Below are 15,059 nucleotides of genomic sequence, written 5' to 3'. Positions count from 1 at the left end.
GAGCCCCGGCGGGGCTGCCACCGCTCAGCCGCGGAGGTAGACCGTCGCCGTCTCGGTGAAGAACTCCCTGGCCGCCGCGCCCTGCTCCTTGGGGCCGAGGGCGCTCGACCCGCTGCCGCCGAAGGGGACGTGCAGGTCGGCACCGGCGGAGGCCGAGTTCACGTGGACGACACCCACGCGGATGTCCTCGATCGCGGCGAGCGCCGCCGCCAACCCCGTCGTGAAGACCGCGGTGGAGAGGCCGTATTCACTGTCGTTCACGAGCGCGATACCCGCAGCGGTGGACGAGACACGTCGGACCCCGACGACCGGACCGAACAGCTCTTCGGTCCACAGCTCGCCCGGCTCCTCCTCGTCGAGCTCGAAGATCGACGGCGGGATGAAGTACCCCTCGGCGAGCTCACCGGCGGAATACGGATCCGGGGCGACGACCGCCTTCGCGGAGGAACGGGCGCGGACGAGGGCGGCCGCCACGCGGTCCCGGGCGCCGGCATCCACCACCGGCCCCACCTCCACTCGCTCGTCCTGCGCATCGCCCACGACCATCCGCTCGGTACGGATCGCGAGTCGCCGCAGGAACTCGTCGGCCACGGCCTCGTGCACGATCACGCGCGAGGTCGCCGTGCACTTCTGTCCGGCCGCGCGGAACGCTCCGAGCGCCACCTGCTCCACCGCCACGTCGAGATCAGCGTCGGCCAGGACGAGGGCCGCGTTCTTGCCGCCGAGCTCACCCTGGAACGGAATGCCGCGCGCCGCGAGCTGCGCCGCGATGATGCGCCCGACCTTCGTGGACCCGGTGAACGTCACGGCATCCACCTCCGGGTGCGACACGATCGCCTCCCCGACGGCGGCAGTTCCGTTCACGAGGTTGAGCACGCCGTGCGGCAGCCCGGCCTGCTCGAGCGCCTCGGCGAAGCGCATCGCCAGCACGGGGACGAAGGTCGCAGGCTTCCAGACCACCGTGTTCCCCCAGACGAGGGCCGGGGCGAGCTTCCACGCGGGGATGGAGATGGGGAAGTTGAAGGGGGTGATCGCCCCGATCACCCCGACCGGCCGACGGATCACGAGGATGCGCTCCCCCGGGCTCGGTGACTCGAACAGGCCGCCGCTCTGCCGCTCGACCTCCTGCGCATGGAAACGCAGGATGTTGGCGGCGTGCCCGGTCTCGGCGATCGCCTCGACGAGCGTCTTGCCCTCCTCGCGCGCGAGCTGACGCCCCCACTCGTCACGGTGGGCTTCGATGATGTCGGCCGCCCGCAGCAGGATGGCGGCGCGCGAGCGCGCGGGGGTGCGGCGCCACCCGTCGAACGCTGCCCGTGCGGCCGCGTAGGCGCGGTCGACATCCGCATCGGACGCTCCTGGGCCCTCACCGACGACGTCGCCTGGGCGGCTCGGGTTCACGTCGATGAGCTCGTCACCCGAGCCCTCCACCCATGCGCCGTCGATGAAGTGCCGGATCTCGAATGTGGTGGTCATCATGCTCCCTCGGAGGCGGTGCTGCGGAAGGCGGAGAAGCCGGTGATGTGGGCGCCGAGGACCAGCGTGTGGACCTCGTCGGTGCCCTCATACGTACGCACGGACTCGAGGTTCGCTGCGTGGCGCAGCGGTGAGTAGTCGCCGGAGATCCCGTTGCCGCCGAGGATCGTCCTGGCCTCGCGGGCGATCGCGATCGCCGCGCGCGTGTTGCTGAGCTTGGCGACGGAGATCTGGTGCGGTTGCAGCCTGCCGGCATCCTTCAGACGACCGAGCCGCAACGCGACGAGCTGCGCCTTCTCGATCTCGACGGCCATGTCGACGAGCTTCTGCTGGGTGAGCTGGAACGCCCCGATCGGCTGGTTGAACTGGATGCGCGTCTGGGAGTAGGACAGTGCCGTGGCGTAGCTGTCGCGGGCGGCGCCGATCACTCCCCAGCCGATCCCGTAGCGCGCCTCGTTCAAGCACGAGAAGGGGGCGCGCAGGCCTCTGGCCTCGGGCAGCTGGGCCTCCGCGGGGAGCCGCACGTCGGTCAGGGTGATGTCGCATTGGATCGAGGCCCGCATCGACAGCTTCGGGGCGATGGGGGTCGCCACGAACCCGTCCGAGTCCGTCGGGACGAGGAACCCGCGCACCCCCTCGTCGGTCTGCGCCCAGATGATCGCGATCTGCGCGATCGAGGCGAGACCGATCCAGCGCTTGGCGCCGTTGAGCACCCAGCCGTCGCCGTCGCGTCGTGCGAACGTCGTCATGCTCGACGGGTCCGAGCCGGAGTTCGGTTCGGTGAGGCCGAAGCAGCCGATGACCTCGCCCCGCGCCATCCGGGGCAGCCACTCCTGCTTCTGCGCCTCGCTGCCGTGCTTGTGGATCGCGCTCATGGCGAGGGAACCCTGCACCGAGACGAAGGTGCGGAGTCCCGAGTCGCCCGCCTCGAGCTCCAGGGCCGCGAGCCCGTACTCGACGGCGCTGCGACCGCCGCAGCCGTATCCGTCCAGGTGCATGCCCAGCACGCCGAGCTCCGCCAGCTCCGGGACGAGCTCCGTCGGGAAGACCGCCCGGTCGTACCAGTCGGCGATGTGCGGACGCACTCTCTCGTCGACGAAGGCCCGCACGCGGTCGCGGGTCGCCCGCTCCTCGTCGCTCAGCAGCTCGTCGAAGTCGAGCAGATCGGGAACGGTGCTCATGCGGCGGCCTCCTCGGCGGCGACGGAATGGATGGACGCGACGAGGATCTCGAGGCCCGCGTTCAGGACAGGCTCTTCGATCACGAGGGGCGGCAGCAGTCGGATGACGTTGCCGTGGGTGCCGCACGTGAGCGCCAGGACGCCCGCCGCATGGCAGGCCGCCGCGATCCGCTGCGCGAGGTCCGACCGCGGGGCGAGGGTGCCCGGGTCGGCGAACTCGACGGCCATCATGGCGCCGCGTCCGCGGACCTCGGCGACGGCATCGATCTCGGTGAGCAGCGGTTCGAGGTGCCGGCGAATGGTCTGCTCGATGCCGCCGACCCGCGGCAGGAGGCCCGGTTCGTCGAGCGCGTCGAACACCGCGAGGGCGGCCGCGCAGGCCAAGGGGTTGCCCGCATAGGTGCCGCCGAGCCCGCCGGGGTGCGCGGCATCCATGATCTCCGCACGACCGGTCACCGCGCTCAGCGGCAGCCCGCCGCCCAGCGCCTTGGCGGTCAGCGTGATGTCTCCGGCCACGCCGTCATGCTCGCTCGCGAACAGCCGGCCGGTGCGGCCGAGGCCGGACTGGATCTCGTCGACGACGAGGACGATGCCGTACTCGTCCGCGATACGTCGGAGCCCGGCGAGGAAACCCGGCGCGGGGACGACGAAGCCGCCCTCCCCCTGGATCGGTTCGACGACCAAGGCGGCGAAGTGCGCGGGACCGTGCTCGGTGATGAGGCGCTCGACCTCGGCGAGTGCGGGCTCAGCCCCCTCTCCGCGCAGCGGGTTCGCATTGGGCGCGCGCACCACGGCGTCGGGGAACGGGCCGAACGAGGTCTTGTACGGGTGCTCTTTGGCCGTCATCGCCATCGTGAGGAGCGAGCGCCCGTGGTAGGCCTCGTCGATCACGAGCACGGCAGGGCGACCGGTGTGAGCGCGTGCGATCTTCACGGCGTTCTCCACCGCCTCGGCTCCGGTGCTGAACAATGCCGTGCGCTTCTCGAAGTCGCCGGGGGTGTGCTCGTTGAGCCACTCGGCGACGCGCACGAAGCCCTCGTACTCGGTCACCATGAAGCAGGTGTGGGTGAAGAGCTCGAGCTGCGCGGCGACGTTGGCGCGTACCTGCGGGTTCGCCGCCCCCACGCTGGTCACGGCGATGCCGGACGCCAGATCGATCAGGGTGTTCCCGTCGACGTCCTCGAGTGTCGAGGTGCCCGCTCGCGCGATGAAGACCGGGAGGGTGATGCCGAAACCGGCGGCGACCGCGGCTTCGCGCTGAGCGTGGAGCTCGCGCGACCGCGGTCCGGGGATCTCGGTGCGCAGGAGAGGAACTGTCGTCATGAGGACGACGCTAGAAGGTGCAGGACTACTGCGGGTGAACACGTCGCCCAGTCTTGTCAGATTTACTATGCATCACGCACACTGAGGGCATGGTCTCCCTCGGCGAACTCGTGCGCACGGCCGGCACCTCCTTGCGTCCTCTCGCTCCGTTCGATGCCGCCACGACGATCACCGGCGTGCACGTGTCGGAACTCGACGACCCCGGCCGCTATCTCGACGGCGGCGAGCTGCTGCTCACCACCGGCATCCCGCTGCACGGCAGACCGGTCGACACCTACGTCGACAGACTCGAGGCGCAGGGCATCGGCGCGATCGGGATCGGGCTCGGCGAGGGTTGGGACGATGCGCCCGCCGCCCTCGTCGAGCGCTGCCACGCGGTGGGGATTCCGGTGTTCGCCGTGCCGGACGGCGCACCGTTCCTCGATGTCTCCCGGGCGTTCTGGTCGATCACCGGACGCAGTGGTCACGACGAGGCGCTGCGCACCGCCCACGCGCACACGCGGCTGGTGCAGGCCGCGACGGCCGCCGATCCGATCGCCGGGATCGTCCGCCAGATGGCCCAGGCGATCGGCGGGTGGGTGGCCTGGCTCCCCTTCGATCCCGGAGCATCGGGCGGGACGCTGCATCCTGCGTCATTGGCGGGACTGCTGCCGACGGTGCGGGCGGATGTCGAGAGATCGCTCCTGCGCTCCGGCGTCGAGGCCGCGTCGTTCGTGTCACAGGGTTCGGTCGTGATGGCCCACGCCGTCACCGACGGCGAGCGCACCCGTGGCGCCCTGGCGCTCGGAGCCGGCAGGCCGCTGGCCAACGCCGACCGCCAGCTCGCGCTCACGGCCACCGCTCTCCTGCGCCTCCTCACCGTGCGGGCGAACACGACGCCGGACGCCGGAGGGTGGTTCACGGCGCTCGCGCTCCGCGGTGACGCCACGGCCGCGCGGGCTCTGGCCGCGGTCGCCGATCTCACGCTGCCCCTCGAGTTCCGCGTGCTCGTCGGTGTCGAGGCCGTGACGGGATTCGCGGTCGAGCAAGCGGGTGTGCCGGTCGGACTCGTGCCCGCAGATGTGGACCCCGACGCCGGGATCCGGGCGAGCACCGGCGTGCTCAGCGCTCCCGTCGTGCTCGAGGACATTCCCGCCGCAGCCGCCCGAGCGCTCGCCCTGCACCGGAGCGCGCCGGGGGCCGCGCTGGTGATCGAGTCCGAATCGAGGGCCACCCGCTGGGCTGCCACGCTCGCCGACACGGATCCGATGTTGCAGCGCACCGTGATCTCGTATCTACGAAACCGTCAGCAGGCCGAGCGGACCGCGCGCGAGCTCGGGGTGCACCGCAACACCGTGCGGCCGCGCATCACGGCGGCCGAGCGGCTCCTCGACGTCTCGCTGGACGACCCGGACGTCGCAGCCGAACTCTGGCTCGCGCTGCGGGATCACGCGGTCTAGGCGGGTTCGTCGAGCCAGGCGCGCACGCGCTCGTCGTGCTCCCCGAGACGGGGCGGGGCGGCCACCATCACCGGTACCTCGGGGATCCACGTGAGCGGGGATCGAATCTGGCGCGACCGCCGACCGTCATCCCCCACGCTGTCGCGGACGGGGTCGAGGCCCAGGCGTTCGGCGAGAGCGATGCCCTCCCCCACACTGTTCACCACTCCGGCCGCGACGCCGATGCGGTTCAGACGCTCCGCCCAGGCCGCCGCGGTATCGCCGATCAGCGCCGCCTCCAGCTCGACCACCAGCTCCTCGCGATTCGCGACGCGGTCGGGGTTACGGCGGAAGCGCTCATCGGCGGCGAGTTCCCGACGTCCGAGTTCCGCGACCATCTTCGCGAACTGGGCGTCGTTCCCGCACGCGACCGCGATCGGCGCATCCGCGCACCGCAGCGACTCGTACGGGGCGATCGACGGGTGCCTGTTCCCGAGCCTGCCCGGCTCCGTGCCGGCTCCGAGATGGGCGGACACCTGGTTGACGAGCGCGGCCTGCAGGCTGGAGAGCAGGTTCACCTCGACCCTCGAACCGCGTCCGGTCAGCTCGCGGCGGCGCAGCGCGGCGAGGATGCCGATGACCGCATCCTTGCCGGTGAGCACATCGACGAGGGCGACGCCGGCCTTCATCGCCTGGCCGTCCGGCTCGCCCGTGATGTGCATGAGCCCGCCGACCGCCTGCGCCACGAAGTCGTAGCCGGGGAGATCCGCGCCGGCGCCGAGACCGAACCCGCTGACCGACACGGAGATGAGTCCGGGGTGGGCTGCGGAGAGGTTCTCCCAGTCGAAGCCGAGCCGGGCGAACAGCCCCGGCCGGAAGTTCTCGATCACCACGTCGCTACGCGCGATGAGCTCGAGCGCCCTGTCCCGATCGGCCGGGTCGGTGAGGTCGAGCGTGACCGACTCCTTGCCCCGGTTCGCCGACTCGAAGTACGTGGTCATGCCGGATTCGGCATACGGGGGTCCCCACGCCCGGGTGTCGTCACCGGTCTCCGGTCGCTCGACCTTGATCACCCGCGCACCCAGGTCGGCCAGCGTCATGGTCGCCAGCGGGCCGGCGAGCACGCGCGAGAAGTCTGCGACGACGATGCCGTCGAGGGGCGCGGTCATGCGCGCACCCGCAGCGGATGCGCGGTGGAGTCGCGCGCGACGACCGCGATCGGGAACTCCACATCCGTTCCGGGCTCGGCCCGCCCCTCGAGCAGATCGATGAGCAGCTCCGCACAGGCGACGCCCGAGTCGCGCGGACGAAGGTCGATCGAGGTGATCGAGGGGGTCAGGAACGGCAGCGAAGGGTGGTCCACGCAGGAGACGACCGTGATGTCCTCGCCGATCGTGCGCCCCTGTCGGCCGAGGACGGCGGCGACCTCGATCGCGCTCGAGTCCGGACCGCAGATGATCACGTCGGTCTCGGGGTGCGTCTGCAGGACGCGCTCGGTGGCCGCGCGCACCGCGGGCCATGAGGCCTCGAACGACACGGGAGCGATGACGGGTTCGAGGCCGCGCGCCGCACAGCCCGCGCGGTATCCGGCGACGAGCTGACGCGACCAGTCCGTCGCATCCGGGGCGACGAGCAGCGCGGGGTGCCGCGCGCCGGTGACGTCGATCTCGTCGAACAACCGCAGCATCCCGGCTTCGTGGGAGGACCAGACCACGCCGGCCGGCATGCCAGCGACATCTTCGGGCAGATGCTCCTGCGTGACCACCGGGATCCCCGATCCCATGAGCGAGGGCAGGCCGGGATCGCCGGACAGCGGGTCTCCGATGATGAGCCCGTCGGCGCGGATCGGTCGCGATCGTCCGGACGACACGGAGGGGCTGACGATGGTCACGTCGATGTCGTGGGCGGCCGCGCTCGTGACGATGCCGAACGTGAACGCCATGTAGTACGACGAGCGGGAGACGACTTCGGGAAGCACGATCCCGATCGTTCCGATACTGCCGCCACGCAGGTGCCGGGCGGCGGTGTTCACGGAGTATCCGAGCTCCGCCGCCGCCGCCAGGACCGCCTCGCGCGTGGCCGAAGACACGCGCCCACCGCCGCTCAGCGCATCGGACGCGGTGGTCTTGCCGACCCCTGCGCGCCGTGCGACGTCGATCAATCGGGCGCGCCGTGGCTCTTGCATGCGGCCGAGTCTAACCACACGCAGCGAGCCGTAATCCACTCGAAACAGTTCGGGTCTTGCGCTGTAACACGTTCATCGCATACTTTTGCCGGAACGTTCCGGCACACAGACGTTCCCGAACCGACATCCGATGGAGACTCCATGAACTGCAGCTGTTCCCCGTCCGACCACACCTCGCGCTCGCGCTCACTCGGCGACGAGTCCGGTGCGCCGTACGCGACGCTCTCGGCGGGCGAGCTGCAGCGGGTAGCCGAGACACTGCGTGCCCACGGCGCGCTGGACGAGGCGCACCGGATCGCGTACGTCGGACTCGACGAGCCGAACCGGGGCGAGGTCGCCGCCGGAGGACCCGTCCCCCGCCGGGCCCGGGTACAGCTCCTCGAGACCGACACCGGGCGCGCCCGCGCGATCTCGGTCGACATCGGCACCGGCGAGCTCGCGACGGACGTCGACATCGACCCGGAGCGCGACGGCCAGGTGCCGCTGCTCCAGGAGGAGCACGCGATCATCCGCGAGCTGATCGGCGCCGACGAGCGCTGGGCCACCGCCCTCGCCGCCCGCGGCATCGACGACCCGAGCACGGTCGCGTTGGCCGGGCTCTCGGCCGGCCGCTTCCCGATCGAAGGAGAGAGCGGTCGGCGGCTCGCGCGCGTGCTCGGTCACCATCAGCCCACCCCGCAGACCATGCCCTGGGCACACCCGATCGACGGGCTGGTCGCCTATGTCGACGTCGCGAGCCGCACGGTGGTCGACGTCATCGACGTGGGCGTCATGCCGATCCCCCAGGAGACCGGCGACTACCACGTGCCCGGCGCCTTCGGTCCGGAGCGGACCACCCAGAAGCCCATCGTCATCACGCAGCCCGAGGGCCCGAGCTTCTCCTTCGACGGGGACGTGATCTCCTGGGAGAAGTGGTCGCTGCGCATCGGCTACGACATGCGCGAAGGGCTGATCCTCCACGGCATCGGCTTCGAGGATGACGGACGCGTCCGTCCCATCGTGCACCGCGCGTCGATCGCGGAGATGCTCGTGCCGTACGGCGACCCCGGACCGGTACGGTTCTGGCAGAACTACTTCGACACCGGCGAGTACCTGCTCGGACGGCTCGCCAACTCGCTGGAACTCGGCTGCGACTGCGTGGGCGACATCACCTACCTCGACGTCCCGATCGCCGATGCCCGCGGCGACGTGAAGGTCCTGCCGAACGTGATCTGCATCCATGAGGAGGATGCCGGAGTGCTCTGGAAGCACACCGAGCAGTTCACCGGATCGAGCGACGTCCGCCGCCAGCGCCGACTCGTGATCTCGTTCTTCGTCACCGTGGGCAACTACGACTACGGCTTCTACTGGTACCTCTACCTGGACGGCAAGATCGAGTTCGAGGCGAAGGCCACCGGGCTCGTGTTCACGGCCGCCTACGACGAGCGCACCAGCAGGTTCGCGAGCGAGCTCGCCCCCGGCCTCGCCGCCCCGTACCACCAGCACCTGTTCTGCGCCCGACTCGACATGGCGGTCGACGACGGTCCCGCCGTGATCGACGAGGTCGACGTGCGCGCACTCCCCGTCGACGACGACAACCTCCACGGCAGCGCGATCGGCTTCACGAAGACGCGACTGCGCAGCGAGCTCGAGGGGCGACGGCGGGCGGATGCGCGGGTCGACCGGACATGGCGGGTGAGCAGCGCGACGGCGACCAACCGACTCGGCCGCCCCACCTCCTACGTCCTGACCCCCGAGAGCAAGCCCGTGCTCCTCGCGCAGCCCGAGTCGGTCATCGCCTCGCGTGCGCGCTTCGCGACCGCCGACCTCTGGGTCACGGCCTACGACCCGGACGAGCGCTACCCCGCCGGCGATGTCGTCAACCAGTCCGCGCCGGAGCAGGGGCTCCCCGCCTTCGTCGCCGACGACGCCTCCCTCGACGGTGCCGACCTGGTGCTCTGGCACACGTTCGGCCTCACCCACTTCCCGCGCACGGAGGACTGGCCGATCATGCCGGTCGACTCCTGCGGGTTCACACTGAAGCCCCACGACTTCTTCGACCGGAACCCGACCCTCGACGTCCCGGTCTCCCCCCGCGCATGCGCCTGCGATCACGCCGGCGTCGGCGATGCACCACCCGAGCACCATCTGCATCACCTCTCTGTCCGCCCGTCGTCGCACGACGCCTGACCCGGCGTCGTCCGACATCCCGAAGGGAAACACCGACATGCACACAGCAGCTCGAGCGGGAGTGGCCGCCGCCACCGTCGCGATCCTCACCCTCACCGGATGCGCCGCCGGCGCATCCCCCGACGCCGAACCGACCCAGGACGAGGTGGCGCCCGGCTTCCTCGCCGTCGCCGACGAGGGGTTCGACGCCGGCGGCGACCTCGTGGTCCAGGTCGACTACGACACCGCCGAAGCGAGCGGCCTCGACCCGCAGGGGGCCGCCACGGCGCGGTCCTGGATGCTCGAAGGCCTCTCATACGAGACGCTCACCACGATCGACGAGAACCTCGACGTCGCCCCGAAACTCGCCACCTCGTGGGAGACCCCGAGCGACACGGAATACGTCTTCACACTCGCCGAGGACGCCGTGTTCTCGAACGGTCGCCCGATGACCGCGGCCGACGTCGTCGGAAGCCTGCAGCGCCTGGTCGACACCCCGACCACGTGGACGGGACAGCTCGGTCCGATCGCCTCGATCGAGGAGACCGGGGACCTCGAGGTGACGGTCACCCTCTCCAGCCCGTACGCCCCGTTCCTCGCGGCACTCGCCAACACTCCGGCCGCGATCCTGCCCATGGCCGAGATCGAGGCCGGCGAGATCGACATCACGACCGAGATGGTCGGAACGGGGCCGCTCGTCGTGACCGCGCACCGTCAGGACGAGGAGTGGACGTTCGAGCCGAACACCCACCACCCGGATGCCGATGCGCTGGGCTTCTCGACCCTCACGATCGACATCGTCGGCGACGAGGCGACCCGTGCCGCAGCCCTCCGCGACGGATCGGCCGACTTCGCCGTGCTGAACTCCATCGACTCCGCCGAGTTGCTCGCCAATGCCGCGGACGTCACGGTGGTCGGGCAGCGGAACACCGACTTCCACTACCTGATGATCAACTCCCTGACCGGAGACGAGGCGCTGCAGGATCAGAAGGTGCGCTTCGCGATCAACACCGCCATAGACCGCGACGCGATCAACGAGCTCGCGTTCGGCGGAGCGACGGCGGCGACCGGGGTCACCCCCGCCGGCCTGCCGGATTCCTGCACGGCGGCGGACCTGCCGTCGGCAGAGCGCGACGTCGCCGCGGCGAAGGCCGTGATCGACGGGGTCGGCGGACTCGAACTCGATCTCGTCGTGTACACGGATGAGCCGGTGCTCGCGCAGATCGCGCAGGTGATGCAGCAGAACCTCGCGGAGATCGGCGTGAAGGTCGAGATCCAGCAGGTCGACTACGCCACGTACTCCGACCAGGTGTACGGCAGCCCGGCCGACTTCGACCTCGCGCTCAGCTGGTTCGCCGGCTACGCGGACCCGGCGATGGTGACGACCTGGTGGAACCCCGAGGTCGCCGGATTCTCGGCGGTCTTCATGAAGGGGAGCGACGAGCTCGACACCCTCATCTCCGACGGGTACACCACCGCGCCGGGCGAGGACCGCGCTGCCGTCTTCCAGGACCTGTGCGCACTCGCCGACGAGCAGAGCGAGATGGTTCCACTGGTCCTGCGCCCCTCCACGATCGGGTGGAACACCGAGTCGCTCTCCCCGACGCTCAGCAGCGACGAGGGCTACGGCGACTTCCTCCGCTACATCACCCAGTTCCGCGCCAACTGACATGGCCGTCGCTCTGTGGTCCCTCCGGCGCATCGGCGCCGCACTGCTGACGCTGGTCGTCGTCTCGGTGCTGATCTTCGCGTCGGTCCGTCTGATGCCGGGAGACTACATCGACCTCGTCCTGGGTCCGCTCGCCACCGAGGCGCAGCGGGCCCAGGCGGTGGCCTCATCCGGGCTCGACGATCCGGTGGTCGCGCAGTACTTCCGGTGGCTCTTCGGCGTCTTCACCGGCGACCTCGGCTACTCGTTCGTGTCGAATGTCTCGGTGTCGGAGGAGTTCGGCGCTCGCCTGCCCGTCACCGCGACGATCGCGCTGCTGACGATCGTGGTGACCCTGCTCGTGGGGATCCCCCTCGGCTTCGTCGCCGCGCTCCGCTCCGAGGGATCGGCCGGAGCGATCGGCCGCATCGTCAGCGCGCTCGGCATCAGCATCCCGGAGTTCCTGCTCGCCGGACTCGTCGTCTTCGCCGTGTCGACTCTGGGACTCGGGGTCTCGGTCGGGCGGTTCGCCCCGTTCGCCGTCGACCCCGCGCGATTCTTCGGGGCGCTCGTGCTCCCGGTGACCGTGCTCGCCGTGGGCTGCGTGGCCGTGGTCGCACGGAACACCCGGGATGCGGTCATGAACGTGCTCGTCGAACCGCACGTGCAGGCGGCGGTGGCTCGCGGCGAGACGCCCGGTTTCATCGTCCGCCACCACGTGCTGCGCAACGCGGCAGCGCCGATCCTCACGATCGTGGGCGCGCTCGTCGCCGTCCTGCTCGGCGGAACGGTCATCGTCGAGTTCGTGTTCGACATCCCGGGCATGGGCTCGTACCTGCAGACCGCCCTCGGCAGACGCGACTACGCGATCGTGCAGAGCGCGGTGCTGCTCGCCGCCATCGTCTTCATCGTCGCGAGCCTGCTCGTCGACCTCATCGCCAACGCGCTGGATCCCCGCCTGCGCCTCACCGGAGGGAGCCGCCGATGACCATCGCCCCCACGGCCACGCACCGCATCCGCGCCGCCGGAGAAGCGTCCAGGGGCGCGTGGCGCCGCAGCGACGCGGTCCTGCGCACCGCGATCATCGTGCTGGGCGTCATCGTCGTCGTCACCGTTTTCGCAGTGCTCACCGGACTGACCGGCTCCACGGATGCCACCGTGGCCGGCCGCCTCGAAGGCCCGTCCGCACTCGCCCCGCTCGGCACCGACAACCTCGGCCGCTCCCTGCTGCCGCGGCTGTTCCAGGGCACCGCGACGACGCTCGTGGTCTCCATCGTCGCGGTGCTCTGCTCCGCGGTGGTGAGCACCCTCCTCGGAATGCTCGCGGGCTACTACGGCGGAGCGGTCAACGAAGCGGTCATGCGCGTCGCCGACGTCCTCTACGCCTTCCCCGCGCTCGTGCTCGCGATCCTCGTCTCGGCGCTCCTCGGCCCTGGACGACCGGCGGCGATCATCAGCATCGTCGTCATCACGATCCCCCTCATGACCCGGGTGGTCCGCATCGCGACGCGCGCGGTCGCCGAGCGGGACTTCATCGTGTCGGCGCGCATCAGCGGCGTGCGCACACCGGTGATCTTCGCCCGCCGACTCCTGCCGAACATCTCCGGCACGATCGCGGTGCAGGCGAGCTACGCCCTCTCCGTCGCGATCCTCGTCGAGGGCGGGCTGAGCTTCCTCGGATTCGGCGTGCAGGTGCCGGAGGCCTCCCTCGGCCTGCTCATCCAGCAGGGCATGCTCTACATGACGCAGGCTCCGCAGCTCGTCATCATCCCCGGCGTCGTGCTGGTCGTCTCGATCCTGTGCATCAACATCATCGGCGACGGCCTCCGCGACCGATTCGAACCGCGAGAGACGAGGTCCCTCCGATGACCGCCGTACGCATCAGCGATCTGGCTCTGGAGTTCACCGGAGCGACGACCGTCCGCGCCCTCGACGGAGTCGATCTCGACGTCGCCGCCGGCAGCGCCGTCGCGATCGTCGGCGAGTCCGGATCGGGCAAGTCCACCCTGGCCGCGGTCATCGGCCGGCTGCAGCCCCGATCGGCGCACATCGTGCGTGGTGAACTCGAGGTCGACGGGATCGATGTGCTCGGACTCGGGCACGAGGCGCTGCGCACCTATCGCCGCGACACCCTGGCCTACATCGCACAGGACCCGATCGGCTCGCTCGACCCGACGATGCGGATCGGCGCGCAGCTGAAGCTCGTGCTCCGATCCGTCGGCGACGACGGCTCCCTGCCGCGCCAGATCGAGCTGCTGGAATCGATGCGCATCACGGATCCCGCCCGAGTGGCGCGGCTCTTCCCGCACCAGATCTCCGGCGGGATGGCGCAGCGCGTGGCGATCGCGATGGCCATGTGCCGTCGACCGAAGCTGCTGATCGCCGACGAGCCCACCGCCGCCCTCGACAGCCAGGTGCGCGAGGAGGTGATCCGGCTGCTGTTCACGCAGGCGCGAGAGCAGGGGACGACGATCCTCTGGCTGAGCCACGACCTCCCCGCCGTCGCCCGCTGGTGCGACGAGGTGGCCGTGATGTATGCGGGTCGCGTGGTGGAACGCGGACCCGCAGCGGCGGTGCTCGGCAGCCCCGTCCACCCCTACGCCCGCGCCCTGGCCGCCACCGATCCTTCCCGGGCCCGACGCGGCGAGCGCCTGTCGAGCATCCCCGGCTCCCCGCCCGTGTTGCATGGCGAGTCCGAGGGCTGCGCCTTCGCCGCGCGCTGCGCACACCGCATCGACGCGTGCGACGTGATCCGCCCCGAACCGGTGTCACCACGGCACAGCCTGTGCATCCGCACGGCCGAGCTCGTCGACGCCGACCGCCGGGCGCGCCTGCTGCCCGAGGAAGAGGTCTCCGCATGAGCGCCGCCGACGCCACACCCGCACCCGCGCCCGCACCCGCACCCGTCATCGAGCTCGACGATGTCCACGTCGCGTTCACCTCCGGCTTCGGAGCAGGGCGCCGCGAGGTCAGAGCCATGTCGCACGTCTCCTTCTCGGTGGGGCCGGGAGAGACCCTCGGCCTCGTCGGCGAATCGGGATCCGGGAAGACGACCACGGGCACCGTGGTGCTCGGCCTGCAACGCCCCGACTCCGGGAGCGTGCACTTCCAGGGCGCGCCGCTCGCCCGCAGCCTGCGGTCGCGCGCCGGCCGTATGCAGGCCGTCCTCCAGCATCCGCGCTGGGCGCTGGATCCCCGATCCACGGTGCTCTCCTCGGTCCTCGAACCCGTCCTCGTGCATGAGCGTCGCAGCGCCGAGGTCGAGGAACGCGCCCTCGCCATGCTCGACCGGGTCGGACTCCCCGCATCCTTCGCCGCCCGCCGACCGCACCAGCTCTCCGGCGGTCAGCTGCAGCGCGTGAGCGTCGCGCGGGCACTCGTGACCCATCCGGCGTTCATCGTGTTCGACGAAGCGGTCAGCGCGCTCGACGTCTCGGTGCAGGCACAGATCCTCAACCTCATCCAGGATCTGCAGGCCGAGCACGGCTTCGCTGCCCTGTTCATCTCGCACGACCTCGCTGCCGTGCGGTACATCTCCCATCACGTGGCGGTGATGCGCGCCGGCGAGATCGTCGAGCACGCGCCGACCGACGTGTTCTACGACCTCCCCAGCCATCCCTATTCGCGTCAACTGTTCCAGGAGCTCTCATCGTGACCGACACCCACCGCCTCGCCCCCGTC

The 15,059-nt window shown here is 70.6% G+C and carries 12 protein-coding genes; 7 read left to right on the top strand and 5 right to left on the bottom strand.

The window, feature by feature from the left end; all coding sequences use genetic code 11:
* Window positions 1-24: 24 nt before the first annotated feature.
* From HCX50_RS14935 to gabT, 3 genes are read right to left on the bottom strand one after another with little or no spacing between them, the layout of a single operon-like run.
* Window positions 25-1,476 carry an aldehyde dehydrogenase family protein gene (locus HCX50_RS14935; protein ID WP_167634908.1) on the bottom strand — a complete coding sequence of 484 codons (1,452 nt, stop codon included), beginning with the start codon at window positions 1,474-1,476 and terminating at the stop codon, window positions 25-27.
* Window positions 1,476-2,657, bottom strand: a complete 1,182-nt coding sequence (locus HCX50_RS14930; protein WP_167634907.1) for an acyl-CoA dehydrogenase family protein — start codon at window positions 2,655-2,657, stop codon at window positions 1,476-1,478. The genes HCX50_RS14935 and HCX50_RS14930 overlap by 1 nt, the downstream gene beginning before the upstream one ends.
* Complete coding sequence (gabT, locus tag HCX50_RS14925; protein WP_167634906.1) at window positions 2,654-3,979, bottom strand: 4-aminobutyrate--2-oxoglutarate transaminase; 1,326 nt, start codon at window positions 3,977-3,979, stop codon at window positions 2,654-2,656. The genes HCX50_RS14930 and gabT overlap by 4 nt, the downstream gene beginning before the upstream one ends.
* A gap of 89 nt (window positions 3,980-4,068) precedes the next feature.
* Between gabT and HCX50_RS14920 the strand changes: the two genes are divergently transcribed.
* Window positions 4,069-5,418: a PucR family transcriptional regulator gene (locus HCX50_RS14920; RefSeq protein WP_167634905.1), complete on the top strand. Its 1,350-nt coding sequence runs from the start codon at window positions 4,069-4,071 to the stop codon at window positions 5,416-5,418.
* On the opposite strand, the gene HCX50_RS14915 is transcribed toward HCX50_RS14920, so the two are convergent.
* Window positions 5,415-6,566 carry a CaiB/BaiF CoA transferase family protein gene (locus HCX50_RS14915; protein WP_167634904.1) on the bottom strand — a complete coding sequence of 384 codons (1,152 nt, stop codon included), beginning with the start codon at window positions 6,564-6,566 and terminating at the stop codon, window positions 5,415-5,417. The two genes, HCX50_RS14920 and HCX50_RS14915, sit on opposite strands and share 4 nt — an antisense overlap.
* On the bottom strand, window positions 6,563-7,582 hold the full coding sequence (locus HCX50_RS14910) for a LacI family DNA-binding transcriptional regulator (protein WP_167634903.1): 1,020 nt from the start codon (window positions 7,580-7,582) through the stop codon (window positions 6,563-6,565). Before HCX50_RS14910 ends, HCX50_RS14915 begins: the two co-directional genes overlap by 4 nt.
* Before the next feature lie 141 nt (window positions 7,583-7,723).
* Here HCX50_RS14910 and HCX50_RS14905 point away from each other — a divergent pair, with 141 nt between their 5' ends.
* Genes HCX50_RS14905 through HCX50_RS14880 form a run of 6 tightly spaced genes read left to right on the top strand, consistent with a single transcriptional unit; the run spans window position 7,724 to window position 15,033 of the window.
* A complete protein-coding gene (locus tag HCX50_RS14905; protein ID WP_167634902.1) occupies window positions 7,724-9,751 on the top strand; it encodes a primary-amine oxidase in 2,028 nt (675 codons plus the stop codon).
* A 37-nt stretch (window positions 9,752-9,788) separates the two neighbouring features.
* Complete coding sequence (locus HCX50_RS14900) at window positions 9,789-11,399, top strand: ABC transporter substrate-binding protein (RefSeq protein ID WP_167634901.1); 1,611 nt, start codon at window positions 9,789-9,791, stop codon at window positions 11,397-11,399.
* Between the two features lies 1 nt (window position 11,400).
* Window positions 11,401-12,366, top strand: coding sequence for an ABC transporter permease (locus HCX50_RS14895; protein ID WP_167634900.1), 966 nt, complete (start codon window positions 11,401-11,403; stop codon window positions 12,364-12,366).
* Window positions 12,363-13,247 (top strand): ABC transporter permease, encoded by an 885-nt coding sequence (locus tag HCX50_RS14890; protein ID WP_167634899.1) that lies wholly within the window; start codon window positions 12,363-12,365, stop codon window positions 13,245-13,247. Before HCX50_RS14895 ends, HCX50_RS14890 begins: the two co-directional genes overlap by 4 nt.
* Window positions 13,244-14,239 (top strand): ABC transporter ATP-binding protein, encoded by a 996-nt coding sequence (locus tag HCX50_RS14885; RefSeq protein ID WP_167634898.1) that lies wholly within the window; start codon window positions 13,244-13,246, stop codon window positions 14,237-14,239. Before HCX50_RS14890 ends, HCX50_RS14885 begins: the two co-directional genes overlap by 4 nt.
* Window positions 14,236-15,033, top strand: coding sequence for an ATP-binding cassette domain-containing protein (locus tag HCX50_RS14880; protein ID WP_167634897.1), 798 nt, complete (start codon window positions 14,236-14,238; stop codon window positions 15,031-15,033). Before HCX50_RS14885 ends, HCX50_RS14880 begins: the two co-directional genes overlap by 4 nt.
* The last annotated feature ends 26 nt before the right edge of the window (window positions 15,034-15,059 follow it).

Source organism: Microbacterium sp. B19(2022) (genome assembly GCF_012030385.1).
Classification (GTDB): Bacteria; Actinomycetota; Actinomycetes; order Actinomycetales; family Microbacteriaceae; genus Microbacterium; species Microbacterium oxydans_B.
Note: the sequence above shows the minus strand (reverse complement) of the source record. Positions and strands in the feature narration are given on the sequence as shown.

What these genes read in the sequence shown, in the direction of transcription:
- HCX50_RS14935 (WP_167634908.1), bottom strand. Translation starts at nt 1,476, where the DNA reads ATGACCACCACATTCGAGATCCGGCACTTCATCGACGGCGCATGGGTG.
- HCX50_RS14930 (WP_167634907.1), bottom strand. Translation starts at nt 2,657, where the DNA reads ATGAGCACCGTTCCCGATCTGCTCGACTTCGACGAGCTGCTGAGCGAC.
- gabT (WP_167634906.1), bottom strand. Translation starts at nt 3,979, where the DNA reads ATGACGACAGTTCCTCTCCTGCGCACCGAGATCCCCGGACCGCGGTCG.
- HCX50_RS14920 (WP_167634905.1), top strand. Translation starts at nt 4,069, where the DNA reads ATGGTCTCCCTCGGCGAACTCGTGCGCACGGCCGGCACCTCCTTGCGT.
- HCX50_RS14915 (WP_167634904.1), bottom strand. Translation starts at nt 6,566, where the DNA reads ATGACCGCGCCCCTCGACGGCATCGTCGTCGCAGACTTCTCGCGCGTG.
- HCX50_RS14910 (WP_167634903.1), bottom strand. Translation starts at nt 7,582, where the DNA reads ATGCAAGAGCCACGGCGCGCCCGATTGATCGACGTCGCACGGCGCGCA.
- HCX50_RS14905 (WP_167634902.1), top strand. Translation starts at nt 7,724, where the DNA reads ATGAACTGCAGCTGTTCCCCGTCCGACCACACCTCGCGCTCGCGCTCA.
- HCX50_RS14900 (WP_167634901.1), top strand. Translation starts at nt 9,789, where the DNA reads ATGCACACAGCAGCTCGAGCGGGAGTGGCCGCCGCCACCGTCGCGATC.
- HCX50_RS14895 (WP_167634900.1), top strand. Translation starts at nt 11,401, where the DNA reads ATGGCCGTCGCTCTGTGGTCCCTCCGGCGCATCGGCGCCGCACTGCTG.
- HCX50_RS14890 (WP_167634899.1), top strand. Translation starts at nt 12,363, where the DNA reads ATGACCATCGCCCCCACGGCCACGCACCGCATCCGCGCCGCCGGAGAA.
- HCX50_RS14885 (WP_167634898.1), top strand. Translation starts at nt 13,244, where the DNA reads ATGACCGCCGTACGCATCAGCGATCTGGCTCTGGAGTTCACCGGAGCG.
- HCX50_RS14880 (WP_167634897.1), top strand. Translation starts at nt 14,236, where the DNA reads ATGAGCGCCGCCGACGCCACACCCGCACCCGCGCCCGCACCCGCACCC.